Origin of the sequence: Paraburkholderia phytofirmans OLGA172 (genome assembly GCF_001634365.1) — a bacterium.
In the GTDB taxonomy this organism is placed as follows: domain Bacteria; phylum Pseudomonadota; class Gammaproteobacteria; order Burkholderiales; family Burkholderiaceae; genus Paraburkholderia.
In genome coordinates, this window is record NZ_CP014579.1 from 526,667 (window position 1) to 552,040 (window position 25,374).

General features: G+C 60.6%; 21 protein-coding genes and 2 pseudogenes. 11 read left to right on the forward strand and 12 right to left on the reverse strand.

All coding sequences use genetic code 11. The features are described 5' to 3' along the window. Positions 1-107 precede the first annotated feature (107 nt). The 4 genes from AYM40_RS22680 (at position 108) to AYM40_RS22695 (ending at position 4,626) form a co-directional block, all read left to right on the forward strand. Entirely contained in the window at positions 108-1,148 is a 1,041-nt protein-coding gene (locus AYM40_RS22680) for an ABC transporter substrate-binding protein (protein WP_063498496.1), read from the forward strand. 63 nt (positions 1,149-1,211) lie between these two features. Beyond that, a complete protein-coding gene (locus tag AYM40_RS22685) occupies positions 1,212-2,594 on the forward strand; it encodes a sensor histidine kinase (RefSeq protein WP_063498497.1) in 1,383 nt (460 codons plus the stop codon). 25 nt (positions 2,595-2,619) lie between these two features. Beyond that, positions 2,620-3,318 (forward strand): response regulator, encoded by a 699-nt coding sequence (locus AYM40_RS22690; RefSeq protein ID WP_063498498.1) that lies wholly within the window; start codon positions 2,620-2,622, stop codon positions 3,316-3,318. A 180-nt stretch (positions 3,319-3,498) separates the two neighbouring features. Continuing rightward, the gene (locus AYM40_RS22695; RefSeq protein ID WP_063498499.1) at positions 3,499-4,626 is read left to right on the forward strand and encodes a porin; all 1,128 of its coding nucleotides are present in this window, start codon (positions 3,499-3,501) and stop codon (positions 4,624-4,626) included. Between the two features lie 199 nt (positions 4,627-4,825). On the opposite strand, the gene AYM40_RS22700 is transcribed toward AYM40_RS22695, so the two are convergent. Further along, entirely contained in the window at positions 4,826-5,104 is a 279-nt protein-coding gene (locus tag AYM40_RS22700; RefSeq protein WP_063498500.1) for a transposase, read from the reverse strand. A gap of 430 nt (positions 5,105-5,534) precedes the next feature. Here AYM40_RS22700 and AYM40_RS22705 point away from each other — a divergent pair, with 430 nt between their 5' ends. Further along, positions 5,535-6,416: an EAL domain-containing protein gene (locus AYM40_RS22705; protein WP_063498501.1), complete on the forward strand. Its 882-nt coding sequence runs from the start codon at positions 5,535-5,537 to the stop codon at positions 6,414-6,416. A 94-nt stretch (positions 6,417-6,510) separates the two neighbouring features. Here AYM40_RS22705 and AYM40_RS22710 read toward each other — a convergent pair whose 3' ends face one another. After that, positions 6,511-7,779: an isoprenylcysteine carboxylmethyltransferase family protein gene (locus tag AYM40_RS22710; protein WP_063498502.1), complete on the reverse strand. Its 1,269-nt coding sequence runs from the start codon at positions 7,777-7,779 to the stop codon at positions 6,511-6,513. A gap of 78 nt (positions 7,780-7,857) precedes the next feature. Beyond that, positions 7,858-8,853, reverse strand: a complete 996-nt coding sequence (locus AYM40_RS22715; RefSeq protein ID WP_335341228.1) for a collagen-like triple helix repeat-containing protein — start codon at positions 8,851-8,853, stop codon at positions 7,858-7,860. Here AYM40_RS22715 and AYM40_RS43505 point away from each other — a divergent pair. Continuing rightward, on the forward strand, positions 8,840-9,298 hold the full coding sequence (locus AYM40_RS43505) for a hypothetical protein (protein ID WP_335341229.1): 459 nt from the start codon (positions 8,840-8,842) through the stop codon (positions 9,296-9,298). The two genes, AYM40_RS22715 and AYM40_RS43505, sit on opposite strands and share 14 nt — an antisense overlap. A 338-nt stretch (positions 9,299-9,636) precedes the next feature. On the opposite strand, the gene AYM40_RS22720 is transcribed toward AYM40_RS43505, so the two are convergent. From AYM40_RS22720 to AYM40_RS41475, 3 genes and pseudogenes are all read right to left on the reverse strand, one after another. Further along, entirely contained in the window at positions 9,637-10,797 is a 1,161-nt protein-coding gene (locus AYM40_RS22720) for an iron-containing alcohol dehydrogenase (RefSeq protein ID WP_063498503.1), read from the reverse strand. 109 nt (positions 10,798-10,906) lie between these two features. Then, positions 10,907-11,434, reverse strand: a pseudogene (locus AYM40_RS22725) (DNA-binding transcriptional regulator); the annotation flags it as partial. 165 nt (positions 11,435-11,599) lie between these two features. Further along, positions 11,600-11,755 (reverse strand): hypothetical protein, encoded by a 156-nt coding sequence (locus AYM40_RS41475; protein WP_158515311.1) that lies wholly within the window; start codon positions 11,753-11,755, stop codon positions 11,600-11,602. On the opposite strand from AYM40_RS41475, the gene AYM40_RS22730 reads away from it, so the two are divergent. Next, a complete protein-coding gene (locus AYM40_RS22730) occupies positions 11,754-13,982 on the forward strand; it encodes an NADP-dependent isocitrate dehydrogenase (RefSeq protein WP_063498504.1) in 2,229 nt (742 codons plus the stop codon). The two genes, AYM40_RS41475 and AYM40_RS22730, sit on opposite strands and share 2 nt — an antisense overlap. Positions 13,983-14,128: 146 nt before the next feature. Here AYM40_RS22730 and AYM40_RS22735 read toward each other — a convergent pair whose 3' ends face one another. Further along, positions 14,129-14,356: a hypothetical protein gene (locus tag AYM40_RS22735; RefSeq protein ID WP_063498505.1), complete on the reverse strand. Its 228-nt coding sequence runs from the start codon at positions 14,354-14,356 to the stop codon at positions 14,129-14,131. An 866-nt stretch (positions 14,357-15,222) separates the two neighbouring features. Here AYM40_RS22735 and AYM40_RS22740 point away from each other — a divergent pair. Both AYM40_RS22740 and gudD read left to right on the forward strand, forming a co-directional pair. Continuing rightward, the gene (locus AYM40_RS22740; RefSeq protein ID WP_063498506.1) at positions 15,223-16,554 is read left to right on the forward strand and encodes an MFS transporter; all 1,332 of its coding nucleotides are present in this window, start codon (positions 15,223-15,225) and stop codon (positions 16,552-16,554) included. A 124-nt stretch (positions 16,555-16,678) separates the two neighbouring features. Then, positions 16,679-18,028 carry a glucarate dehydratase gene (gene gudD / locus AYM40_RS22745; RefSeq protein WP_063498507.1) on the forward strand — a complete coding sequence of 450 codons (1,350 nt, stop codon included), beginning with the start codon at positions 16,679-16,681 and terminating at the stop codon, positions 18,026-18,028. Positions 18,029-18,103: 75 nt separating this feature from the next. Here the strand turns inward: gudD and AYM40_RS22750 are convergent, their stop codons facing one another. The 3 genes from AYM40_RS22750 to AYM40_RS41965 all read right to left on the reverse strand — a co-directional run bounded on the left by AYM40_RS22750 (position 18,104) and on the right by AYM40_RS41965 (position 22,016). Beyond that, positions 18,104-19,612, reverse strand: a complete 1,509-nt coding sequence (locus AYM40_RS22750) for an MFS transporter (protein WP_063498508.1) — start codon at positions 19,610-19,612, stop codon at positions 18,104-18,106. A gap of 498 nt (positions 19,613-20,110) precedes the next feature. Continuing rightward, on the reverse strand, positions 20,111-21,757 hold the full coding sequence (locus tag AYM40_RS22755) for an NRAMP family divalent metal transporter (protein WP_063498509.1): 1,647 nt from the start codon (positions 21,755-21,757) through the stop codon (positions 20,111-20,113). Between the two features lie 118 nt (positions 21,758-21,875). Then, positions 21,876-22,016 carry a hypothetical protein gene (locus tag AYM40_RS41965; RefSeq protein ID WP_181448454.1) on the reverse strand — a complete coding sequence of 47 codons (141 nt, stop codon included), beginning with the start codon at positions 22,014-22,016 and terminating at the stop codon, positions 21,876-21,878. A gap of 1,012 nt (positions 22,017-23,028) precedes the next feature. On the opposite strand from AYM40_RS41965, the pseudogene AYM40_RS22760 reads away from it, so the two are divergent. Further along, positions 23,029-23,517, forward strand: a pseudogene (locus AYM40_RS22760) (carbohydrate porin); the annotation flags it as partial. Between the two features lie 505 nt (positions 23,518-24,022). Here the strand turns inward: AYM40_RS22760 and AYM40_RS22765 are convergent. Then, positions 24,023-24,286 carry a PAAR domain-containing protein gene (locus tag AYM40_RS22765; RefSeq protein WP_063498510.1) on the reverse strand — a complete coding sequence of 88 codons (264 nt, stop codon included), beginning with the start codon at positions 24,284-24,286 and terminating at the stop codon, positions 24,023-24,025. A 264-nt stretch (positions 24,287-24,550) separates the two neighbouring features. On the opposite strand from AYM40_RS22765, the gene AYM40_RS41480 reads away from it, so the two are divergent. After that, on the forward strand, positions 24,551-24,709 hold the full coding sequence (locus AYM40_RS41480; RefSeq protein ID WP_158515312.1) for a hypothetical protein: 159 nt from the start codon (positions 24,551-24,553) through the stop codon (positions 24,707-24,709). Between the two features lie 66 nt (positions 24,710-24,775). On the opposite strand, the gene AYM40_RS22770 is transcribed toward AYM40_RS41480, so the two are convergent. Next, positions 24,776-25,111 carry a hypothetical protein gene (locus AYM40_RS22770; RefSeq protein WP_063498511.1) on the reverse strand — a complete coding sequence of 112 codons (336 nt, stop codon included), beginning with the start codon at positions 25,109-25,111 and terminating at the stop codon, positions 24,776-24,778. Between the last annotated feature and the right edge of the window lie 263 nt (positions 25,112-25,374).

Consider the following 25,374-nt stretch of genomic DNA (forward strand, 5'->3'; position numbering starts at 1 on the left):
GAAATGCGTGTGCGAAAGCTTCGGGAAGGATTCGCGCCCCTAGAATTTTTGGCAGGCGATCCATCAAACGCCCACCGCGCACGCGGGATATAACGGAGACATCCACAATGAACCCTGCTTTGACGCGCCTTTCGCGCGCCGTCCATGCCGCTGTCGCGGCTTCGCTTTCACTCCTGCTGATCGTCCAACCGGCGGCGCCCGCGCAGGCCTCTGCGCCGGAGAAAGTCGTGATCATGGTGGGCGGGATTACCAAGCTCATCTATCTGCCCGCGCGTTTGACCGAGCAGCTCGGCTACTTCAAGGCGGAAGGCCTCGACGTCGAACTGCTGTCGCAACCGGCGGGTGTCGATGCGGAAAACGAACTGCTCTCGGGCGGCGTGCAGGCCGTGGTCGGTTTCTACGATCATTCGATCGACCTGCAGGCCAAGGGCAAGGAAGTGAAGGCGATTGTGGTATTCGGCCAGGTGCCCGGCGAAGTGGAGATGGTGGCGACGAAGCAGGCCGACACGATCAAAAGCATGGCCGACGTGAAGGGTAAAACGCTCGGCGTGACCGGGCTCGGCTCGTCGACCAATTTTCTGACGCAGTACCTGGCGAATCTCAAGGGTGTGCCGAGCTCGCAATACACGGTGCTGCCGGTCGGCGCGGACAACAGCTTTATCGCGGCGATCAGGCAGAACCGCATCGACGCGGGCATGACCACCGAGCCGACCGTGTCGCAACTGCTCAAGTCGGGGGACGCCAAGGTGCTGATCGATATGCGCAATGTCGAAGGCACGCGTGCCGCGCTCGGCGGCACGTACCCGGCTTCGAGCCTGTACGTGCAGAGCGCGTGGCTCGACACGCATCAGCAGGAAGCGGCCAAACTCGCACGCGCCTTCGTGAAGACGCTGCAGTATCTGCATACGCACAGCGCTGAGGAAATTGCCGCGCAAATGCCGAAAGACTATGTCGGCAGCGACAAGGCGCTCTATGTCAGTGCATTGAAGGCTTCGCTGCCTATGTACACGGCGGACGGCAAGATGCCCGCCGACGGTCCGGAAACGGTACTGAAGGTACTGGCGGGCTTCAATCCGTCGGTGAAAGACCGGCACATCGATCTGTCGCGTACTTTCACCAATCAGTTTGTCAACGAGGTCAAGCCGTAAGATGGATGCTGGCGCCTCTCGAGACGAGGTGCGCCGGCTTCCCGAAGAGAGGGACGACGAATCGTGTTTTCAGGCAGTTTGCGCGGACGCTTGCTGTGGTGGCTCTTGCTGCCACTGGCGGCGTTCGTGTCCATTTCCGGCGTGATTTCGTATCGCAACGCGCAGACCACGGCCGACCTGGTTCAGGATAACGCGTTGCTATCGTCGATGCGCATCATTGGCGAGGACATCGACTGGGATAACGGCAACGTGTCGATCCAGATTCCGCCGGCCGCGCTCGAGTTGTTCGAGTCGCCGGAACAGGACAGCGTGTTCTATCGCGTCGAAGCGAGCGGCCACCGCTTGCTGGCCGGCAGTCTCGAGTTGCCCGTGCCGCGCGGCGTAGGCGACTTTCCGATGCTCTACTCCACGCATCTCGACGATGGCCGCCCCGTACGCGCGGTTGCTTACTTGCGGCAGCTCTATGACTCGGGCCGCACCGAAGAAGTCGTCGTGGCGGTCGCGAAGACGGAAGGCTCGCGCGACGCCATGGTGTGGCGTCTGTTGCGTCCGCAACTATTCGGCGAGGTGCTCACGCTGGTGCTCGCGATGGTGTTCGTCTATCTCGGGCTGACCTTCGAATTGCGGCCGTTGATGAAGGTGAAAGACGACGTCGCCGATCGCAACGCGTCGCAACTTGAACCGATACGCGTGGCGCGTTTGCACGTCGAATTGAGGCCGATCGTCGAAGCGATCAACCAGTGCATCGCGCGCATGGGCCAGCAGGCCGCGACTCAGCGGCAGTTCATCTCCGACGCCGCGCATCAGTTGCGCACGCCGCTCGCGCTGCTGGTGGCGCAGATCCAGTTCGCGCGGCAACGTGAGAATCGGGACGTGCCGCTCACCGAAGCACTGGCCGGCATGCATAAAAGCAGCCGTAAGCTGACCACCTTGACCAACAAACTATTGCTGCTCGCTCAGGCCGAGTCCGCTGCGCCATCCAATACGCGCGAACGGGTCGATCTGAGCGCGTTGATTGCGGGCGTGCTGGAGGAGCTGATCGCATTTGCGCAGTCGCGTGAAATCGATCTGGGTGCTGAACTGGAAGACGGTTTATACGTGACCGGCGACGAGGCGTTGACCGCGGCGCTCGTCACCAATCTCGTCGACAACGCGTTGCGCTATACGCAGCCCGGCGGCTGCGTCACCGTGCACACGCAGCGCAGCCATGACAGGGCGACCGTGCGTGTGCTCGACAACGGGCCGGGTATCAAAGCCGAGGCGAGGGCGCGCGTGTTCGAGCGTTTCTATCGTGCATCGAATCACGCCGACGGAACCGGTCTCGGCTTGCCGATCGTGCGCGAGATCGCCCACCGGCAAGGCGGCACGGTAACACTCGAGCCGGGAGAGGGCGGAGTCGGCCTGGTCGCCACCGTCGAGATGCGACTATGGTCGGCAGCGGTGTGATGCGCGGCCACATCAGGGGAAACTTATGAAACTGCTGCTCGTTGAAGACGACGCTGACCTCGCGCGCTGGGTGATGAACCTGATGCAGGTCGAGAATTTCGTGGTTGACTGGGCGCAGGACGGCGAGCGGGCGGAGACGCTGCTCGGCCTGCAGTGCTACGACGCGGTGCTGCTCGATCTGCGGCTGCCGGGCATTGGCGGCAAGGACGTGCTGGCGCGTCTGCGCCGCAAACGCGACAACGTGCCGGTGCTGATGCTCACCGCCAACGGTTCGACCGACGACAAAGTGGCCTGCTTCTCGGCCGGCGCCGACGACTATGTCGTCAAACCCTTCGACGCACGCGAACTAGTGGCGCGCATCAAGGCGCTAATCCGCCGCCAGGCGGCCGGCGACAAGGGCCAGTCGATCGACTGCGGCGATCTGCGCTATCTGTTCGATTCCCGCGAATTCGTACTGCAAAGCGAACCGTTGCCGTTGCGGCGGCGCGAACATGCCATCCTCGAAACGCTGATGCTGAAGCAGGGCAAGACAGTCTCGAAGTCCACCTTGATGGACAAGGTCTTCACGCTCGACGACGAACTCAGCGCCGATGCCATCGACATCTACATTCACCGCTTGCGCAAGCATCTTGCAAGCTCCAGCGCGAAGATCATGACCTTGCGCGGGCTTGGCTACATCCTGCGCGAAGAAGTGCCGCGCGAAGCGTTTGCCGAGGCGTTATAACGCGTTGGCGCAGTGCTGAATCGCTCGCTCGACCATTGTCAATACCATTCTCGTTTAGTGTTTTCACCGACGTTTCCTGCGCTCCCGCGAAAGAGGTGTGAAGGGTTGGTCTGACTATCCTTTGTGCTGCTACTCAAGTGGATATCAGATCATTTCAACGCAGCAGGATCGGAGGGGACGATGGTAAAAAAAAGCAGCTTGTTGCTGGTGGCGAGCGCCGGCGCATTGGCGATGGGAAGCGCTCACGCGCAATCGAACGTACAGCTTTACGGCTTGATGGATCTGAGTGCAGTGTCTTACCAGACCAACGCGAATGCTGACGGCAAGCACGTGATTTCGATGGGTATCAACGGCGAACCGTGGTTCAGCGGCAGCCGCTTCGGTATGAGGGGTGCGGAAGATCTGGGTGGCGGCGTGAAAGCGATTTTCAAGCTGGAAGCCGAGTACCGCGTGAGCGACGGCGCCATGGAAGACCCGGGCCAGATCTTCGACCGCGATGCATGGGTGGGCGTGGAGAGCGACACCTTCGGCAAGTTCACGGCCGGCTTCCAGAACACCATTGCGCGCGACGCGGCTGCGATCTACGGCGATCCGTACACCAGTGCGCAGCTGACTACCGAAGAAGGCGGCTGGACCAACACCAACAACTTCAAGCAATTGATTTTCTACGCGGGCAGCGCAACCGGCACCCGTTACCAGAACGGCCTTGTCTGGAAGAAGCTGTGGAACAACGGCGTTTTCACATCGGCGGGCTATGCGTTCGGTAACAAGACGAGCTTCGGCAACAACGCCACGTACGCCGTCGCGCTCGGCTATGACGGCGGTCCGTTCAATCTGTCGTCGTTCTACAACCACGTCAACAATAACGGCTTCACCAATAAGACCTACTCGGTGGGCGGCAATTACACGTACAGCATCTTCCGCGTGAATGCCGGCTACTTCCACTACACCGGCGATCAGGGTGCGCTGGGCCAACGCCGTGACAATGCGTGGACGGTATCGTTCAAGCTGGCGCCGAAGGGTCCGCTCGACTACGAACTCGGCTATCAGCAGATGCACACGTCGAACGCCGCCTTCGACGACAACGGCAGCATCGCCAATGCCAATCTCGGCTTCGATCCGAATACGGGTACCGGCAGTGGCTACAAGGAAACCTTGTACGCTTCGGTGTTCTATCACCTGTCCAGGCGCACCGAGCTTTACGTAGCCGGCGACTATATGAAGCTGCACAGTGGCTATGTCATCGCGACGACGTTCGGCGCGAAGAACCAGTTGGAGTTGACGACGGGTATTCGTACGCGCTTCTAAGTATCGAATCAAAGGCTGGAGAGGCGGCGTACTGTTAGCGGCGGCGCTTCCGAAGGCCCGTGGTCAGGACGCCATATGCATCGAACATGCACACGGCGTGATTCGTTTGGCTTGTGCGCGCTGTCGCAGCGCGTGAACCTTGAACGCGCTCCGCGCCGGCGCGCCGAACGCAGCGGAATGCAAACAATCGCTCGCCGATCTAGCAGGCCGGCTGCGCCAGACCGCACAGCGGAAGACGCTCATTCACCTGGTCTAGAAGGCCCGTTTTTTTCCATTCCACATACCGAAGATAGCAAGTCTGCTGCGGCGGAAAAGTCGCCGGCAGCCTGTGCCACTTTTCTTTCGTTTGCAGCACCCAAAGTATCGCGTTGAGAATCTCGCGGTCGCTGCGGCGGGGGCGCCCGCGACCGGACGCAACCACGGGAAAAAGACTTTGGACGCGCGCCCAATCGGCGTCGGTGAGAGGGATCTGAAGCATCGCCCGCCTTGAATGACTGTGTGAGGAATGCGCAGTAGTTACATGCCGCGTGGGTGCCGATACTAGTAAATCTTTTTTTCTCGGTCAAATCTTATTGCTGCAGTGCGGAACCTTAGTTCACCGCTTGTCGTATAGCGATTCTATTCGCGAGGCATGACACAAGTTGTCAGTTTGAAGGGGCGGACTTGCGGCAATCGCCGCGTTCAACGCCCTGAGCGATGCCCCGTACCGCCGATGCGAAACGCTACGTAACGTTTGCGTTCATACCGACGGTTGGAGAGTGAAATTACGCTTCAACAGGTTTGACTGTCTCGCCGGGAACCGTTGCCCAGCAGGGATCTTCAGCTTCCGTCCCGGTTTGGTATGACAGCGAACGCGTCACATGGCGCGAGATGTGCTTACGTTAGCGCAGATAAAATATGCTTGCTACATGCTAACGCTCGACTATGAAAAGCCCATATCGCTCGCAATCACGTTCGGCACGCGTACCGCTTGCGTTGTGCAGACCGATTGGGACGACTCGCTCGACGATGCTATGGCGCTGAGCGAACTGGAAAACCGGGTCCGCGAAGGTCTGCGCGCGGGCGAGTTTCATCTCGTGTTTCAAGGTGCCTACCGCGCGGCAAGTGGAGCGCTGGCGCGCCTTGAAGCGCAGGTCCGATGGACGCATCCTGACTACGGGCTGCTGCTTCCCGGCAGTTTCACGATGCCGCTCGAGCACCCGCAGGTCGCACTGGAGATGGCCTTGTTCGTCCTCGACGGCGTCTGCCGTGAGCTGGGCGGCTGCCTCTGTTCGAAGATGGCGCTGCTGCCGGTCGCGATCACGCTGCCGGCGGAAGTGGCCGTGCTCGAATCGTTTGCCGACGACCTCACGCGCGTCGCGCGTTCGTATGGCGTGCCGGCTAATCTGCTTGAAATCGAAGTACCCGACAGCGTTGACGCGGCAGGTCTCCTGTCTTTGCGTACTTTGACCGCCGGCCTTCGGTCCGCGGGAGCCGGCATCTCGCTGGGCAGGTGGGGCAACGGCGCATCGTCGCTTGCACTGCTCGGCACGCTCGATGTGGACACCGTTACGATCGCGGCTGAGCTGATGGCCGTGGTTCCGCGCGATCCTCGCGCCTGCGTGGTGATGTCGGCGTTACTGGATCTGCTCCATGCGCTCGATGTGCACGTCGTGGTGAACGGCGTCGAGACCAAAGCACAATTGCAATGGCTGAGCGCATCATGGCCGGAGGCGTTGGCGCAAGGCTTCCTGTTCTCACACCCAAAGGCAGGGCTGGCCAATGTGCTGGCGCTAAGCCGCGAATCGTGATCGCGTCCCGCACGTTACGTAACCTGTCCTCACGCCATTGAAGAATGGTGCGGTGCAAAATAACGCGATCTACCGCGTTGGTAGCATAAACACCTTATTGAAACGCGCGTGCGATCCTGGCGAACAACCCATTTTTCGTAATCCATTCCGCGTAAGCACGATAGTCGGGATCGTTCATTAGATGCCGCTCCTCGGTTTTGGCGCGCATGAAATACACCAGATTCACACCCGCCAGCGCGGCGCAGTGCGTGAGCGCGACTTGCCAGCCCAACGGTTCGACGAACGGCACCGCCACCATCCAGAACGAAAGATTCTTCGCGATGTAGGCGGGATGCTTCGTGAAGCGATAAGGTCCCGAGGTGATGATGCCGCGATTGGTCAAGTTCGAAAACCGCAAGCCGAACGCGATGGTGGAAAGCGCGTAGCAGAGGACCAAGGCAATTATCATGGTGCCCCAGATGATTCGGACAATGGGCACGGATATCAGCCAGTTGTCCCAGAACATCGAACCCTGGTAGTGGATGTACTGCGTCGAGATCAGCGACCAGAACGGCTGGTAACAGATAAGCGCAACCAGCCAGCCGAGCGTGGTGGGTTCCGCGCTGCGCACGTGAGTATCGAGAATGCGCAGTGTGCACAGATAACCTACAGTGCCGAACATCAGGTCCATCGTGAAGGACAGGTCGTACATGAAACTGAACGTCGCAAGCGAGAACGGCGCGTTCATGGCGGTCGCGAGCGATGCACCGATATGGTCCGCGTCGGTGGAAAGATAGGTGATCATCAGCGGCAGGAAGAACGCTTTCACCATCCATCCGGCCAGCATTTCACGCACGGGCTTCCAGTTGCCTGGGCGCTGCCCGCAAAACACCAGGCGGCCCCACAGCATATAGGCATCATCGGTTTCACGCTGACACCTGTCCATCCACGCAAAGTAAAACGGCGCCGCCACGATCAGATACGGTGCGAGCGTACGGATCAGCGACCAGAAGGGGTTATAGAACGTGCCGTGATACTCGGGCAACAGCCAGTAGAGCAGACCGATTCCGGCGTACACGGAAGCCAGCGCGGCAAGGCGCAAACCCACGCGCGCAACACTGAGCGGCCGAACCGCCTGGCCGGCAAGTCCGGCGCTTGGGCGTAGATACACGCGTGCGACAAACAGTTCGTATAGCGCGACCGTCGCGATGATCGCGAGACAGGCGGCGGTGCTGCGGCCTGCGCCGTCCAGCGCAGTGCTGTCGCGTAGCAGCCAGAGCGTCAGAAGGCCGCCCGCGATGCCAAGCAGGCCAACGGAAAACGGCGTCGCCGAACGCGGCCGCTGCTCTTCTACGTGCGCTACGTTATCCAGAGTGGAGTTCATGTCATCCTCGTATTCATGACATAGATAGCGGCCGGGCTTTTGATTTTTTAAGTCCCGGCCGCTGTGCCGAACGATCGCCTATTTGCCGGCAACGCCACCAAGCAATCCGCTGACAATGTTCGTCACCGGCGCTAGCGGATTCGTGCTGGTCGAACCGCTACCCGCACTGCCGGTCAAGCCCGTCACGAGGCCGGTGACCGGCGCGAGCGGCGAGGTCTTGCCAGCCGCGCCGCTGGCGCTCGAGGTCAGCGTGGTGACGAGGCTGGTGACGGGTGCGAGCGGGTTACCGGTGCTGCCGTTCCCACCGAGCGAACCGAGGTTGCCGATCAGGCCCGTCAACGGCGGGATGCTGCTGCCGCCCCCGGATCCCCCCACTGCGCCAAGCGGGCCCGGCTGGCCGGCGATCGGCGCCGACGGATTGGTCGTCGCGCCCGTCAGCAGTCCGCCCGTGCTCGTGACCGTCTTGCCCAGCTGGCTCGCTACGCCGCCGGTATCGTTACCCACCTGATTGCCGGTCGCGCCCGACACTTTTTGGCCGGTCGAATCGAGCCCGCTGCCGATGGTGCTCAGCAAGTTGTTGAGCGGTGCGCCGAGGCCCGTGTTGTTGCCGATGGATTGCGTCGTATTCGAGGCCATGAGGGTGATCGGGTTGATGGCCGTGCCTAGTTGGGTCTCGGACTGTTGAACCGGCGCGCTGGCCAGCGCCGAGTTCACTCCCGAGCCAACTTTGACGACGCCGTTGCCGACATCACCGACAACCGTACCCAAGGTCGACGTGATGGGTGCGAGCGGCGCGAGACGCCCGGTTCCGAGACTCGTCATCGCGCCGCCGACCGCAGTAACGGCCGCGCCCGCGTTGGTAACGAGACCCGATGTGGAGGTCAGGGTCGGGCCAAGCGGATTGGCCGAGCTGCCCAGGGTGCCCAGGCCTGCAGCCGTGCCGTTGCCGAGGGACTTGACGCCGTTGCCGAGATCAGTGAATGCGGCGCTTAGATTCGCAGTCGTTGCGCCGTTGACGCCAGGGACTGATGTACCCGTGATCCTGGAGCCCGTATCCGCGGTGGTCGTGCCCAAGGCGGTGATGAGGTTGCCGCCCAGGGTGGCGACGTTGGCGAGAGGAGTGGTGGAGGCGCCGGAGCTTGAGCCGGAGCTGGAACCGGAGCTGGAACCGGAGCTGGAGCCGGAGCTGGAACCGGAGCTTGAGCCGGAGCTTGAGCCGGAGCTGGAACCGGAGCTGGAACCGGAGCTGGAACCGGAGCTGGAACCGGAGCTGGACCCAGAGCTGGACCCGGAGCTAGACCCAGAGCTAGACCCAGAGCTAGACCCAGAGCTAGACCCAGAGCTAGACCCAGAGCTAGACCCCGAACTGCTTGCTCCGGAACTAGAGCCTGAGCTACTGGCGCCGGAGCTACCCGAAGTGCCCGAACTCCCCGACGTGCCCAAGACACCCGAAGTCCCGCCGAGCCCGCCCCCGCCAAGCCCGCTTCCTGGAGTATTGAGGCTGGATCCGCAACCGTAGAGCGCGAGTAATGTAGACGTCGCAATAGCGATGGCTGTCCGACCGACGAATTTTTGCATGGTGTCCCCGTTGAACGAATATTGGCGGGACCAACACTGCAAGTTGCGCGCCAGACGCGAGTTATCGCTTCATCTCGATAATTAAGCACACATGTGGTTTAAAAAACTATGATATGAAGAATTTATCGCATCAAAAACACGATTCGGGCTAAGGTGGCCACGGCGTGTTCCGCGTCCGTGCTACGTAACGCGTCCAATGGACGTAACAGCATCGAGCCGCCGCCAAACATGGCAGCGGCCCCCGCCCTCACATACGCCCTCAATGACACCCCACGCCGATTAAAACGCAGCGGTATAAATCTCCAACGCATCGGCCTCAGTAACAGGCCGCGGATTATTCACCAGAAGCCGCGTTTGCAACATCGCGTCGCTCGCCATCCGCTCGAGCCCGCTACGTTCGATGCCGACATCGCGCAACCGGGCCGGAATCGCGGTCGCGGCAATCATCTGTTCGAGCCGTTCGATCAACGCCAGCGTCTTGCCCTCGGCGCTGCCCGTCATACCCGGCACGATCACGTCTGCGAGTTCGGCGTACAGCTGTGCCGCCGCTTCGGCGTTGAACCGCAACACGTGCGGCAGCACGAGTGCATTCGAAAGACCGTGCGGGACGTGATAAATGCCCCCGATCGGATACGCGAGCGCATGCACTGCAGCCACCGGCGAATTGGCGAATGCCTGACCGGCGAACGCCGCGCCGAGCAACATCGCTTCGCGCGCCTCGCGATTCTGGCCGTTCTCGCATGCGGGCAACAGATTGCGCGACAGCAGGTCGAGCGCTTTCACCGCCAGCATGTCGGACACCGGGTTCTTCAAATGCGCGGACGTGTACGCCTCGATCGCGTGAACCATCGCGTCGACGCCGGTCGCCGCCGTCGCGGCAGCAGGCAGCCCGAGCGTGAGTTCCGCGTCGAGAATCGCCAGATCGGCGACCAGTTGCGGTGCGACCACGCCCATCTTCTTCGCCTCGCCCACCGTCACGATCGACACGGCCGTGACTTCGGAGCCGGTGCCTGCGGTGGTCGGCATCTGCACGAGCGGCAAGCGCGACACCGTGACCTTGTTCACGCCGTACATCTCGCTGAGCGCCTGCTGGTCTTGCGGAGCCAGCACGGCAATCAGCTTCGCCACGTCCATCGACGAACCGCCGCCGAGTCCCAGCACGATCTCCACGCCGGTCTCGCGTGCGCGCGACGTCGCCTCGAGCACGATGTGCTCTGGCGGATCGGCGATGACGTCGTCGATCACGGTGGGTTTCCAGCCGTGTGCCGCGAGATCGGCGAGCGCCGGATTCAGCAGCCCGCTCTTGTGTAGAAAACCATCCGTCACCACGCACACGCGTGTGAGCGACGGAAATTGCGCGCGCAACAACGCGCCGAGACGGCGCGCCGCGCCGAACTCGACCACCATGGCCGGCACCGTTTGAAACCGGAATGCGTTCATCGTGTCACCTGCAGGTCAGGACTAGCCATTGGACATCAGTTGTACCAGATTCGGATCGCTTCACTCCAGTCACATTTTCAATCGCGCTGCGTGAGTGACTACCGTTCGCTCAGTCTTTATCCGTACCGCTCGCGGATTCCTCCGCTTCCAGCGCCTCGCTCATCTCCTGCGCGGCGGCCTGTAGTTCCGGCACATAGCGCCGCGTCGCCTCGGCCAACGTGACCGCGCGTGAGAGAAACACCACGTTCAGACTTGCCAGCACACGCTCCTGCGAGACGATCGCGACGGCAACCGCGCCGATTTTGCTCTGCGCGGCCCAATCGCCGTGGTTCGATCCGAAGCCGTCCGCGCGAACTCGCCGTACCAGGCTTTTGATCAACGCATCATTGGAAGCGAGCGCCTTCTGCTCGTCTCCGCCCGCACCCGAACGCAGCAACTCGAGAATGTCCTCGCGTTCGCCCTCGGGGCACATCGCAAAGTAAGCGCGTCCAGCGGCCGTGAGCAGAATCGGCAGGCGCCGCCCAACCATCGAACGGTGAAACGACAGCGGACTGAAGCGGTGCGTGGTCTCGCGGATGATCATCGCGTCGCCGTCCGGCGTGGTCAGGTCCGAAGGCCACGCTACGCGCTGCAATACAAACTTCGATTTCGCACGAATAGTAATGCATCTGATTCGCATTTATAATTTATTCAGCGTCGCAAGTCATCTATAAGACATCTGTCTTAAGACATAGGGTAATGAGCCGTAAGCCTTGTCTGGCGGGGCTCGACCCTGTTCGGGGCGTGGCGGGGATATGTTTGTTTAGCAGCGAGTACTGGAAAACACGCATATACTCACGTTCGTGCCGTAAAAAGTAGTGCCGTGGGTCGCGCCGCGTTCTTGCTGCTTTGTCGCAACTTCGCGGCTCAGCGCCACCAACGCTCTGTCTATCACTTCACCAAGCAAAGCATCAAACATGTCCACATCGCCGAAGATCATCTACACCCTGACCGACGAAGCGCCTGCTCTGGCGACTTATTCGCTGCTGCCGATCGTCAAGGCGTTCACGCGCTCGTCCGACGTGATCGTCGAAACGCGCGATATCTCGCTTGCCGGCCGGATCATCGCTGCATTTCCGGATTACCTGACCGCGGAACAGAAGGGTTCCGACGATCTGGCGGAACTGGGTGGACTCACCACGCGTCCGGAAGCGAACATCATCAAGCTGCCGAACATCAGCGCTTCGGTGCCGCAACTGAAGGCCGCGATTACCGAACTGCGCGATCAGGGCTTCAAGCTGCCGTCCTATCCGGACGAAGCGAAGACCGACGAAGAGAAAGACGTCAAGGCGCGCTACGACAAGATCAAGGGCAGCGCGGTGAACCCGGTGCTGCGCGAAGGCAATTCGGATCGCCGCGCGCCGCTGTCGGTCAAGAACTACGCACGCAAGCACCCGCACAAGATGGGCGCGTGGAGCGCGGACTCGAAGTCGCACGTGGCGCACATGAGCGGCGGCGATTTCTACGGCAGCGAAAAATCGGCGCTGATCGCAGCGGCCGGCGCCGTGAAGATCGAACTGATCGCGGCCGACGGCTCGACGAAGGTCCTGAAAGAAAAGACGGCCGTGCAAGCGGGCGAGATCATCGACGCGTCGGTGCTCAGCAAGAACGCGCTGCGCAACTTCATCGAAGCAGAAATCGCCGATGCGAAGAGCAAGGGCGTGCTGTTCTCGGTGCATCTGAAAGCGACCATGATGAAGGTGTCGGATCCGATCATCTTCGGTCACGTGGTCTCGGTGTTCTACAAAGACGTGCTGACCAAGCACGCCGACGCGCTGGCGCAAGCCGGCTTCAACCCGAACAACGGTATCGGCGATCTGTACGCGCGTCTGAAGGACCTGCCGGCTGAAACGCGTGAAGCGATCGAAGCCGACATCAAGGCGCAATACGCGCAACGCCCGCAACTGGCCATGGTCAACTCGGACAAGGGCATCACCAGCCTGCACGTGCCGAGCGACGTGATCGTCGACGCCTCCATGCCGGCCATGATTCGCGAGTCGGGCAAGATGTGGGGCGCGGACGGCGCACTGCACGACGCCAAGGCCGTGATTCCGGACCGTTGCTACGCCGATGTCTACCAGGCTGTGATCGAAGATTGCAAGAAGAACGGCGCATTCGACCCGGTCACCATGGGCACGGTGCCCAACGTCGGTCTGATGGCACAAGCTGCTGAAGAATACGGTTCACACGACAAGACGTTCCAGATCCCGGCAAACGGCGTGGTGCGCGTGACCGACGCAGCCGGTACGTTGCTGATCGAGCAGGCGGTTGAAGCAGGCGACATCTGGCGCATGTGCCAGACCAAGGACGCGCCGGTTCAGGATTGGGTCAAGCTCGCAGTGAACCGCGCTCGCGCCACCAACACGCCGGCTATTTTCTGGCTGGACGCGGCGCGCGCGCACGACGCCCAGATCATCAAGAAGGTCGAGCAATACCTGAAGGATCACGACACTAGCGGTCTGGATATCCGCGTCATGACGCCGGTCGAAGCCACGAAGTTCTCGATCGAGCGCATCCGCGCCGGCAAGGACACGATCTCGGTCACCGGCAACGTGCTGCGCGACTACCTGACCGACCTGTTCCCGATCATGGAACTGGGCACCAGCGCGAAGATGCTGTCGATCGTTCCGCTGATGGCGGGTGGCGGCATGTTCGAAACGGGCGCGGGCGGTTCGGCGCCGAAGCACGTTCAGCAACTGGTCGAAGAAGGTTTCCTGCGTTGGGATTCGCTCGGCGAATTCCTGGCGTTGGCGGCTTCGCTCGAACACCTGAGCGGCGCGTATCACAACCCGAAGGCGCAGGTGCTGGCCAAGACGCTGGATCAGGCAACGGGCAAGTTCCTCGACAACGACAAGTCGCCGGCGCGCAAGGTTGGCGGTATCGACAACCGCGGCAGCCACTTCTACCTGGCCATGTACTGGGCTGAGGCACTCGCTGCGCAAACCGAAGATGCCGCATTGCAGGCGCAGTTCGCCGGCGTGGCGAAGGCGATGGCCGACAACGAAGCGAAGATCATCGAAGAGCTGGGTGCAGCGCAAGGCAAGCCGGTGGCTATCGGCGGTTACTACCGTCCGAGTGTCGAACTGACGAGCAAGGCCATGCGCCCGAGCGCGACGCTGAACAAGATTGTGGACGCGGTCGCTTGATGACCTGAATGAGGTGCTGAGGCTGTCGCCCAAGGTGCCGAAGCAAGCACGGAAATAAGTGCGAAAGTACGCGGTAAGCAAGACGATGGCGCTCTTCAGGAGCGCCATCGTCGTTTCTACGCGTGCGGGGGTGGTCATATCTGCCCTCACACGTGAACGATTTCCCATTCGCTGAGTTTTTCGGGGATCTCGAGCGTCGACGTATCGACTTCGGTCAGATGCGGGCAGGTCAGGCCACGTGCGACTTCATCGGCTGCCTGTTCCGGGCAGGAAAATTCACCGAGCGTCTCGTTGCCGTAGGTTGCCTCCCAACCACCTTGGCCCGGCAAAATGTAAAACGCTCCCTGGGTCGATTCAAAGCGAAAGCCTTCCATTTTTAGTCTCCCAATTGCCAATTAAAAACTGCGATGCTGCGGCGGCCTCAGGTCGGGGGGCTTGGGACTTGCTGCGACTGCGTTTTCGTCCCGTCTTTTGCTGCACCCTTTTCGCTGCGTCCTATGAACCGTCGGCTCTTGTAAAAGAGTCTACGCCAGCGCGTCATGGCGCAAGGGGTTGTTAGCGGGTTCTTTTTATCAAAAAATATCGTTTAAAAATAAAGGCTTGGCATCGTCATTTCAAGATGTGCAACGCGGGGCGGCATTGCGAAATGGCGAATTTGTGCCACGCACCACGATTTTTTACGAAGCAAGGGCTCATGCCACATCGTGAAATTTTGGCGTCCTAGCCAGATAGTGGGCGTCGTGCATTCGTGGTGCCGCGCCGGATTTCATCGGAAAGGGTGGCCACCACCTTCTCAGTCAGGCTGCTCATTTCTGTGGCGTGTTGACTTATCGACTGGAAATACACACGTTGCGTGTGCGTGCGACGTCATGTGACGGTTCGACATAGCCATCATAGTGTCAGTCCAAATGATCACGGTTCGAATCTCGCGCGCTGGCCGCTTGCTTGGGATCGCGCGTAGACCTGTTACGGCCGGTGCAATCGGAGCTCAATTTTTCAGTTGTCAGACGTCTTATTTTGGATCGGCATTTTTGATGGTGAAGCGTTACATTAGCTGCCGTCTCCCAGTGCGTATGACTCGGATGGCAGGGTAAACACCTCGTTGGATTCGACGGACGCAAGATAGTAGACTGTCGTCAGACAACATATCATGCGATTCAGACCCAAATTACCCGGCCTGCTCGAATGCGCCGCGTTCCGTTCGATCAGGCCTTCCGAGTGGCCGAAACTGGAGACAACCTTGACATCTGCTCTCGCCCCCGCCGCCGACCCGCTTGAGTCCGCGGTCTCGAAGGTCAAGCGGAACGTTCTGCCGCTTTTCCTGATCATGTTCATCGCGAACTATATCGACCGCGTGAACATCGGCTTCGTCAATTCCCACATGCAGACGGACCTCGGCATCGGCGCTGCCGCATACGGCCTGGGGAGCGGGTTGTTCTTTGTCGGCTATGCGCTGTTCGAAGTGCCGTCGAACGTATTGATGCAGAAGTACGGTGCACGCGCCTGGCTGACCCGCATCATGGGCACCTGGGGGCTGGTCGCGGCCGCCATGGCGTTTGTGTGGAACGATACGTCTTTCTACGTGCTGCGATTCCTGCTCGGCATCGCTGAAGCCGGCTTCTTCCCAGGTGTGGTGTTTTATTTCACACAATGGCTGCCGCAGAAAGAGCGGGGCAAGGCCGTGGCGGTTTTTCTCTCGGGCTCCGCACTGGCGTCGGTGCTGTCCGGTCCGATTACCGGCAGCCTGCTGTCCATTCGCGGATTCGGCTTGCATGGCTGGCAATGGATGTTTCTCATTGAAGGCGGCTTCTCAATCGTGCTGTGCGGTGTCAGCTGGATGCTGCTGAAGTCGCGCATTCGCGACGCCTCGTGGCTGACGGCTGAAGAGCAGTCCGTTCTCGAAAGCTCGATCGCCGCGGAGCAGGCCGAGCGCGAGGCGCACGGCGGCGCGCATTTGCCGGCCATGAAGCTGCTGAAGGACCCGCAGATCCTGCTGTTCTGCTTCCTGTACTTTGCGATTCAACTGACCATTTACGCGGCCACCTTCTGGCTGCCGACGATCATCCGCAAGATGGGCGGACTTTCGGACTTCGAAGTCGGCATGTTCAATGCCATCCCTTGGCTCATCGCCATGTTCGCCATGTACTGCTTCGCCGTGTTGTCGGCGAAGTGGCGTTTCCAGCAGGCGTGGCTGGCCGTGGCGCTCGTGATTGCGGCGTGTGGGCTGTTCGCCTCGACGTCGGGTAATCCGGTGCTGTCTTTCGTGGCGATCTGCTTCTCGGCGATCGGCTTCAAGGCGGCGGCTTCGCTGTTCTGGCCGATTCCGCAGGGTTATCTGGACGCGCGCGTTGCGGCTGCCGTCATTGCGCTGATCAATTCGGTCGGTAACCTCGGCGGGTTCTTCGCACCGGCTGCCTTTGGCTATCTGCAGCAGCACACCGGCTCGATCACCGGCGGCCTGTACGGCTTGGGCGTGGCGTCGCTGATCGCGGCGGCGGCCGGCTTCCTGACCCGCAATCGCAGGGTGAACCGCGACGCGCTGCCGCAGCCGCTTCATAGCAAAGCCCACTAACCGTCGAAACCGTCCATCACGAAGCACGCACGTTCCGATTGCTGTCCGGTGCGGGTGTCGAATGCGATCACGCAACGTCATGTTTCCCGCCAGTCGGCTTACTAACTCACCTGGTCCCAATCTCATGTCCACGAACTCATCCCCATCGAACGCTACGCCGATCGTGACCGAGCTGCGCGTCGTGCCCGTCGCCGGCCGCGACAGCATGCTGATGAATCTGAGCGGCGCGCATGGCCCGTTCTTCACACGCAATATCGTCATTCTGCGCGACAGTGCCGGTCATACCGGTGTCGGCGAAGTGCCGGGCGGCGAGAGCATCCGCAAGACCATCGACGACGCGCGTCCGTTGGTCGTCGGCCAGTCGATCGGTAATTTGCAAGCTATCCTGAACAAGGCACGTACGCAGTTCGCCGACCGCGACGCCGGCGGCCGAGGCCTGCAGACTTTCGACCTGCGCACCACCATTCACGCGGTGACCGCGCTCGAAGCCGCGCTGCTCGATCTGCTCGGCCAGCATCTGGGCGTGCCTGTCGCGGCACTGCTCGGCGAAGGTCAGCAACGCGACGAAGTGGAAATGCTCGGTTACCTGTTCTATATCGGCGACCGCAAGAAAACCGATCTGCCCTATGCCAGTGGCGCGCAAGGGCGCGACGACTGGGAGCGTGTGCGTACCGAAGAAGCCATGACGCCCGAGGCGGTGGTGCGGCTTGCCGAGGCAGCGCAAGCGCGCTATGGCTTCAACGATTTCAAGCTCAAGGGCGGTGTGTTGCCCGGCGACGCCGAAATCGAAGCGGTCACGGCGCTCGCCGAGCGGTTCCCCAATGCCCGCGTCACACTCGATCCGAATGGCGCATGGTCGCTCGCGGAAGCGGTGCGCCTGTGCCGCGACAAGCACGACGTGCTGGCTTATGCGGAAGACCCGTGCGGCGCGGAAAACGGCTACTCGGGCCGCGAGGTGATGGCCGAATTCCGCCGTGCGACCGGTTTGCCGACGGCGACCAACATGATCGCTACCGACTGGCGCCAGATGGGGCATGCGATCCGGTTGCAGTCGGTGGATATTCCGCTTGCCGATCCGCACTTCTGGACCATGCAGGGCTCGGTGCGCGTGGCGCAGATGTGCAACGACTGGGGTCTCACGTGGGGTTCGCACTCGAACAATCACTTCGACATTTCGCTCGCGATGTTCACGCATGTCGCGGCTGCGGCGCCCGGCAAGATCACGGCGATCGACACGCACTGGATCTGGCAGGACGGTCAGCGCCTGACGCGCGAGCCGTTGCAGATCGTCGGCGGCAAGGTCAAGGTGCCTCAGGCCGCCGGCCTCGGTGTCGAGTTGGATATGGACGAGATCGAGAAGGCGCACGCGCTGTATCGGCAACATGGCCTCGGCGCACGCGACGACGGCGTGGCTATGCAGTACCTGATTCCGAACTGGACCTTCGATAACAAGCGCCCGTGTCTGGTGCGCTGAGTTTTTCATGATCCGGGCGGCGGCCCGCGGGGCCGCCGCAAGCTGCCGCGATCAACTACCGCGGCTCTAGCGCGCTCAACTCCGGCGAAACACAACGTGCGAGATGCGCTGCACGAGCAACGCCGCTGCAAGCGCCGCCACCGCCGTCAGCCACACGCCGATATGAATCGACTGCACCAATGCATCGCGTGCCGTGTCGATCAGCGCCAGCGTATTGAGCCCCGACGTCTTCATATCCGCAATCAGTTTCGCGCGCACTGCTTCATCGATCAGGATGCGCAGATCGACGAAACGCGGCTGCCATTGCGATACGGCCGGCTCGCCGAGCACGCTCATCGTGCGCGTGACCACGTTGCGGTAATGATGCTGCACCACGGTTGCCACAATGCTGGTGCCCAGCATCCCCCCCACCATCCGCGTGGACTGCAGTAGTGCGGTCGTGATGCCGAAGCGTTCACGCCCGGCGATCTCCTGGCCGAACACATTCAGATTGTTCAGAATGAAACCCAGGCCGATGCCGACGGCCGCCATCGGCAATTCGATCCACACGTGCGGCGTCTGCGGATTGGCAAACGCCAACGCGATCGACGCGAACAACAGCAGCGCGAACCCAATCGACAGAATCCGCGTGGGCTTCTTCATGTGAATGACGATGCGCGTATTCAGCAGGCTGCCGAGCGCGATGCAGGCGGCGATCGGCGTAGCGAGAAGACCGGCGTGTTGCGGCGACAATCCGAAGCCGCCTTGCAGCAGCAGTGGCGCGAAGAAGATCAGCGAGAACATCACGAAGCCGGACAGGAAGCCGAGTATGAACAGGGTGACGAGTTGCGCATCCTTGAAGAGGTCGAGCGGAATGATCGGGTGCGTGGCGCGTTTCTCGCACACCAGCAACGCGACGGCACCCACGCTCACGAAGGCCGCCAGCGCCAGGTTGCCGGGCGTCAGGCCATCTTTAGGCACGGCTTCGATGAAAGCCTGCAGGCCGCCCAACACGGCGGTGACCAGTGCTGCGCCGAGCCAGTCGATCTTGACTTCGCCCTCGTGCGGCCGCCGGAAGTTGGGCAGATGCGCCCAGATGAAATAGAGCGCGGCGGCGCCGACCGGCAGGTTGATCAGGAAGGTGGAGCGCCAGCCCCAATGCTCGCTCATCCAGCCACCCAGCGACGGACCCGCTGCGGTGCCGATCCCGTATGCGGCCGCCATTACGACTTGCCAACGCACCCGCGCGCGCGGATCGGGGAATAGATCCGGTATCGACGCGAACGCCGTGCCCACCATCATCCCGCCGCCGACGCCTTGCAAGCCGCGCGCGATCACGAGGAACAGCATGTCGTTTGCGACGCCGCAGAGCACCGACGCCACCGTGAACGTGATGACCGCGGCGATCACGAAACGCTTGCGGCCGAAATAGTCACCGAGGCGGCCGAACACCGGGACAGTCACCACCGACGCCAGCAGGTACGCGCTGGCAATCCATGCGTAGTACTCGAAGCCGTGCAGTTCGGCGACGATCGAAGGCAGTGCGGTGCTGACTACAGTCTGGTCGAGTGCGACCAGCATGTTGACGAGGCCGATGCCGAGCATCGCTAGCAGGGCGTTTCGGAAAGGCAGGGCGGTCGCAGTCGCAGTCGCAGTCGAGTTCACGGGTCTGGGAGAGAGGGGCTTTTCAGGGTGGGCGCGGCCGGGCGCGGGCCAGGGTCTTGACCACTATTGTGTCCTATAGTTGTCTGACCTCTTGCGCTCAATTATACGGGTTTCCCCTTAATCAAGGCCATTCTCGAGGCATTCAGCGCAAATAAATGCCGTGCGCGCGGGCACGGCAGGACGGGTGCACATCGATATGTGACGTCTGTTGACATTCATTAAGCGAGGCTGAGTGGCTTTCCTCGCAAGCTTTTGCGCCCGAGCGCTATCCCGCCGCGCGGCCGACGGCACGCCGCGAGGTGCACTGCACGAGCAGAGAGAAGTCGAGACCGGCTCACGACATCCACCTTCACGTTCTATGTTCCCGTCGCCAGGCGACGACGGGATGTTGACTGCGTTTGAGCGAATGAGTGAACTTGCGATCGGAGGGTGCTAGTCCTACTTCAGGAGTGTCATCTGCACGACCTTCAAAACAACAAGGCCAACGGCTAGCAGCAGGTAGCCGCGCAGCACGCCCATCCAGACACGCTTGGCCAGCGTGAGATTCGGCGGCGGCAGTTCGTCCAGCGGCGGCATGCGCCACGTGTCCCGGGCGCTCTTCGGATACTGTTGCACTGGTCCATCCGCGGCTTCGCGACGGACTCGGCGAATGCCGACCGTGGCGGCATAGCCGAGGATGGCCAGGAGTGTTCCGCCAGCGAGCGTTTCCAGAATCGTTTCACCCGTGATGTCCGGGTAGACGACCGAGGCGGTCAGGATGATGGACAGCATCACCAGCACCCACACAACGGCCCCCGTGAAGACGTTCAGTTTCTTCGAGTTGACCCACGGGCCAAGCACCGCGCGGTCGTTGCACAGCAGAAGCAAAAATACCGTAGCGCTCGGCAGCAGCACGCCCGCGAGCGTTTGCACAGCTTCAGTCAGCAGACCAAGCGGGCTGCCTGGAATCAGCACAAGCGTTGCTGCGGCCGCAACAATGCCGAAGTAGACGAGATAGAAACCCTTGGCGTCCGACACGGGGCGATGCAGCGAGTGGCGAATCTTGAACACGTCGCCGATGGCGTACGCGGTCGACAGCGACACGGCAGCAGCGCCAATGATGCAGGCATCGAGCAGCGCAACAGCGAAGAGCGTGGCCGAGGTGCGGCCCGCGTATTTCTCCAGACCTGCAATCACGCCACCCGCGTCCGTGAAATTGCCGAACTCAGGCTTGCCGGCATACAGGGCGGCGCAAAATGAAATCATCGCCACTGCGCCAATCAGCACGAACACAATGCCAATCCACAGGTCAGCCTTTTCGTACTTCATGAAACGCGGCGTGATGCGTTTGTCGACAATGTAGCTTTGCTGGAAAAACAGTTGCCATGGTGCAACGGTGGTGCCGACGATACCGATGACCAGCAGCATCACGTCGCTCAGTTTCGAATGGGCGGGCCAGTTCGGAATGAGGAAATCGCGCGTCATCTGGCCGACCGGCGGGTGAATCGACACCAGCACGGGCACCAGCAGCAGACTCAAGATGCACAGTACGACGGCAAAGCGTTCGAAGCGCCTGAAATTGCCTGTACTGACTGCGGCCATCGTCAGCGCCGCTGCAATGCAGACGCCCAGAAACTTGGAGATACCAAAGAAGTCAAGGACGAAAGTGATGCCGATGAACTCGGTCACGATGGTCAGCGCGTTAAGAATGAACAGATCGACGACGCTGAACGCACCCCAGAACTTGCCGAAGCGCTCGAAGATGAGGCGCGCGTGTCCGACACCGGTGACGGCGCCCAGTCGCAGCACCATTTCCTGATTGACGAAGAGGACCGGTACCAGCAGCAGGATGGTCCACAGCAACGTGGTGCCGTAGTTCTGCCCGGCCTGGGTATAGGTGCCGAAGGCGCCTGCATCGTTGTCGCCGACCATCACGATGAGGCCGGGGCCGAGAATGGCCAGCAGTGTACGGATGCGAGCCCACCAGTTGGTGCGCGGCGCGGTGTCGTGGTGGGCGATGGTGCCCAGCGCACCCCTGATGTCGCCGACGTGTGCAGAGTCAAGCACGGCGCTGCGCGGCGGTGAGACGTTAGCTGGAGTGGACATTTTGTTTTTTCCCCTGATTCTGGTTATTGAAAGGACATTGCGCACCTCCGGCATACGTAAGGGCGTGTACCGTCGAAAAACGGCGTCGCTTGCGTATGACGGAAAAGGGCGCGGAAGATTACGAAACGAGCGTTTTAAGGCGTTGCCAGAATGCAGCGAACCTGTGCGGTTCGCTGGCATGCAGCGCCAGCATGGCGTCGTAGTGGACGCGTGATTCTTCAACGTGCGGCAGTTGCGACAGAAGGAGGCCGAAGTTCATGATATTTCTCCAGGCGTTGGCTTAACGCGGTTCGCGGAAAGCCAGCAGACATGGAGGTCGGGCGCACTATGCGCATATCGACGAACGTCTACTCGCTTTCCTCAGGCAAAGATAGAGGTGAGCGGCATATGGGATAACTGTCACTGTCCGGCATGGCGGCTCCTTATCGACGTCGGTACTCGCGCTTGCTGCATGTTTGCAACGCACGCGTTTATCCACGCGTCTGCCCGCGCCATCGAAAATCGACAAGGCGCGAACGGACGCAGCCGCGAGTCGACGCTCGCGACGCGATGCCATACGGACGCACGAACGCTGCGGCCATATGGCGCTAATCAAGGTGCACGGAGAGGGTAACTACGGCGCGCACCGTCTGCCTGAAGGCAAGACGGCGGCTGGGTGAAGAGAGCGCGGACGTCCTGCCGGTCAGGCAGCGAAACTATTCGAAGGTCGACTACTGCAGGTGTCCAAGGCATCAGCCCCGTTTGTGAAGATTTTTGAATTTTAGGTGGCGCGTGAATCCGAAGTCAACATCATTCGTTAAGCAGAGCAGATATTGTTTGCCAACAACGTTTTCTTTCAAAATCGACAGGAAAGAACGGCCGTTTTTGTTCGGGAATGACATTGGAAATGAGAGACAGAACCGGTTGGCACGGGATTCTGGTCAGGAGATTCGGACTGCGATGTCTTTGAGGAATTTTTGCTTGTGGTTTTTATCGCGAGCCGAATACAATCCGCCCGTCTCATCAAAAGGAGTCCCTCGTGGACACATGCTCTAGTAGTGGAAGTCCGATGCCGGCCTGTGCCGGCGCAGTCACCGCGAGATAGTCGCCGCAGGAACACTCCTTCGTCGCTAACTCGCTTTTGCCGGGTTAGCGCGCTTCATTACCGACTGGTTCTTTGCCGGTCTGTCAGCAGCACGCTCCCTTTGTTTGGCCGTTTGTCGCAAGTCCGCTTGCGAAACGCAGTCACGTCGTCGCACGTCGTCCGGCTTGGCCGGGCAGGGCGGGGGTGCGCGACACTTTTCGGAGACATGGGTGGCTTGCGGCCCTGGCTCGGCGACCACGGTGTGACGTTCAGCCTGCAGGAAACCAGTGAATACCTGAATAACCTCTCGGGAGGCGTCAAACGCGGTGGCGCCTACGATGGGCTAACGCAACTCGGTGTCGTGGTGGACACGCAAAAGGCATTCGGGCTGCCGGGCGGCACGTTCAACGTTTCAGCGTTACAGATTCACGGCACCAACCTGACCCAGCGGAATCTGCAGACCTTGCAAACGGCGACCGGCATCGAAGCGGATGCTACGACGAGACTATGGGAACTCTGGTATCAGCAGTCCCTGCTCGCGGGCAAGGTCGATGTGAAGATCGGGCAGCAGAGTCTCGACCAGGAGTTCATGACGAGCCAGTATGCGGCCACGTTCATGAACGCCACCTTCGGCTGGCCGGTGCTGCCGTCCACCGATATGCCGGCGGGCGGGCCCGCCTATCCGTTGTCGTCACTCATTCCGAATCCGGACAACCCATCGCAGCGTGTCGGCAATGAAGCCGTGTTGGGGCTGAGGACCAATATCCAGTTCTGACGCGCTGCAATATGCCGCCGGCGCTCAGATATTGATCTGAGCGTCGATTTCCAGCGATCTTCCGCTATCTCAACTGCCAGATGCCCCATGCGGCAATGAGCAAAGCCGCGGTGAGCCCGCCGCCGAGTAGGATGTAGGTAGCCATTGAAATGAAATGTAAGCGATACGTGATTGAAAGGAGGATTCGTGAGATTGCCTCGTATGCTACCGGCCCTACCTTTCAGAACAACGTTCGATGACGCCTTGTAGTTCGCCTATCAGTGGCAGGCGGGGCGCGGAACGCAATCTGCCCATCGTGCGCCGGCCAGCCCGAGTGGATATCGGCAACCTTGATGCAGATGGTGAAAGCGCCCGGCGACGTGAATAATGGCAGTTCGTCGCGGTTATGGTTGATGTTGGCGGATTTCACGACCGCTTCCGGTGCGAATCAATGGGCGCTGATGGTGACGTGATCGCCTAACGCAATCAGTTTGCAACCGCAGGCCGTGCTGTGCCCGTACATCGCAACGCGCCTGCCGTTGTCCATGATCATGTCCGACCCTTCAATGATCGGATTGACACCGTGTGTCGGGCACGACACCAGATCGCCCACGCGGGCAACCTTGCGCCCGAGGACGTCCATTGTGTCGGAGCCGGTGATGATGAAACCCCCGTGTGTCGTGCTGTCGCCTACGCAGGCAATTGAATACATGTAGAACTCCTATCATTCAGGATCAGGTTTTGGGACGATAGCGTGAATCAGAAGGGCCGTTCCAGTCGGTCCCGTCATGAAAGCAGATTGTAGTGTTGTCATCAAGGCCACGCAACGCGCGCCCGTAGGGCCGTCGCGCATGTACTCTCGGCGCAGCAATAGAAGGGAAGAAGGGAATGTGACGCAGTAAACGAAGCGCGGGCCGTGAGTGTTACCAGCATTCACAGCCCGCTGACCACCACCAACTCATACAAGGAGTTGACCATGGCTAACGCCAATCTTAAAGCACAACCCCGCAAAGCCCGCAAACCTCGTCCACCTGAGTACGAGTATCGCAGCGGCATTCTGCGCAGCGCCCCCGATCCGGGGCCGACGCAACCAGACTTTTCTCGTAATCGTCCATACTTCATCCGAAACAGCTGAACAGGGGGGCTGACCCTCACCGCCGAGTAGGCGGACAAAGCGCCGCGTCAGCGGCCCTTTGTTCAATTACAGATGATCCGAAATCAATTTCACTAGATCATTAAAAGCCGCGTCAAGCTTTACCTTCACGTATTCTTCATTTCCGTGGAACTTAAAAATATAGCCAACAATTTCTTTTCCTTCCTGGTTCGTCAGGTCGGCGGTAAGTTCATATGTCCCATCGGCACCACTTAGATCGAGTGTTAAGTCAACCTCCGTAGGGTAAAAACTCACATATGCCGTACCACCGAGAGCGTTCTGGTAAAAACCCGAATTCGACGACTCAATCTTAATCTTCTCACCAACCGCAGTTTTTACCTTTTCAACATATCCTGCTAAATAAGCGCAGATATCGGTAGTCATCACTTCTTCCCCCGAGCAGTGACTGCTCCGAATATACCTTCCGTCAGAGAATGCGTCGAGTCGCTTCCTCTGGATTTAGCCCAGTCAGTCAGCTTGGAATCAGTAGGGTCGTTTATCGGCCTAATTGTTACGTGACCGTTCGGCTTGTCATGCGTCGCTTGCAGACCGCACGAACATAGCTTTTGCACGTTGAGTTCAACGTATTTCCCGCTGTCCAAACCGGCTTCCGATGTGGCCGCTGATAAGCCCGGCTCCTTCCCATC

Coding starts and splice junctions, on each gene's coding strand:
- AYM40_RS22680 (WP_063498496.1), top strand. CDS start 108: ATGAACCCTGCTTTGACGCGCCTTTCGCGCGCCGTCCATGCCGCTGTC.
- AYM40_RS22690 (WP_063498498.1), top strand. CDS start 2,620: ATGAAACTGCTGCTCGTTGAAGACGACGCTGACCTCGCGCGCTGGGTG.
- AYM40_RS22695 (WP_063498499.1), top strand. CDS start 3,499: ATGGTAAAAAAAAGCAGCTTGTTGCTGGTGGCGAGCGCCGGCGCATTG.
- AYM40_RS22700 (WP_063498500.1), bottom strand. CDS start 5,104: ATGCTTCAGATCCCTCTCACCGACGCCGATTGGGCGCGCGTCCAAAGT.
- AYM40_RS22705 (WP_063498501.1), top strand. CDS start 5,535: ATGCTAACGCTCGACTATGAAAAGCCCATATCGCTCGCAATCACGTTC.
- AYM40_RS22710 (WP_063498502.1), bottom strand. CDS start 7,779: ATGAACTCCACTCTGGATAACGTAGCGCACGTAGAAGAGCAGCGGCCG.
- AYM40_RS22720 (WP_063498503.1), bottom strand. CDS start 10,797: ATGAACGCATTCCGGTTTCAAACGGTGCCGGCCATGGTGGTCGAGTTC.
- AYM40_RS22730 (WP_063498504.1), top strand. CDS start 11,754: ATGTCCACATCGCCGAAGATCATCTACACCCTGACCGACGAAGCGCCT.
- AYM40_RS41475 (WP_158515311.1), bottom strand. CDS start 11,755: ATGTTTGATGCTTTGCTTGGTGAAGTGATAGACAGAGCGTTGGTGGCG.
- AYM40_RS22735 (WP_063498505.1), bottom strand. CDS start 14,356: ATGGAAGGCTTTCGCTTTGAATCGACCCAGGGAGCGTTTTACATTTTG.
- gudD (WP_063498507.1), top strand. CDS start 16,679: ATGTCCACGAACTCATCCCCATCGAACGCTACGCCGATCGTGACCGAG.
- AYM40_RS22750 (WP_063498508.1), bottom strand. CDS start 19,612: ATGCTCGGCATCGGCCTCGTCAACATGCTGGTCGCACTCGACCAGACT.
- AYM40_RS22755 (WP_063498509.1), bottom strand. CDS start 21,757: ATGTCCACTCCAGCTAACGTCTCACCGCCGCGCAGCGCCGTGCTTGAC.
- AYM40_RS41965 (WP_181448454.1), bottom strand. CDS start 22,016: ATGAACTTCGGCCTCCTTCTGTCGCAACTGCCGCACGTTGAAGAATCA.
- AYM40_RS22765 (WP_063498510.1), bottom strand. CDS start 24,286: ATGTATTCAATTGCCTGCGTAGGCGACAGCACGACACACGGGGGTTTC.
- AYM40_RS41480 (WP_158515312.1), top strand. CDS start 24,551: ATGGCTAACGCCAATCTTAAAGCACAACCCCGCAAAGCCCGCAAACCT.
- AYM40_RS22770 (WP_063498511.1), bottom strand. CDS start 25,111: ATGACTACCGATATCTGCGCTTATTTAGCAGGATATGTTGAAAAGGTA.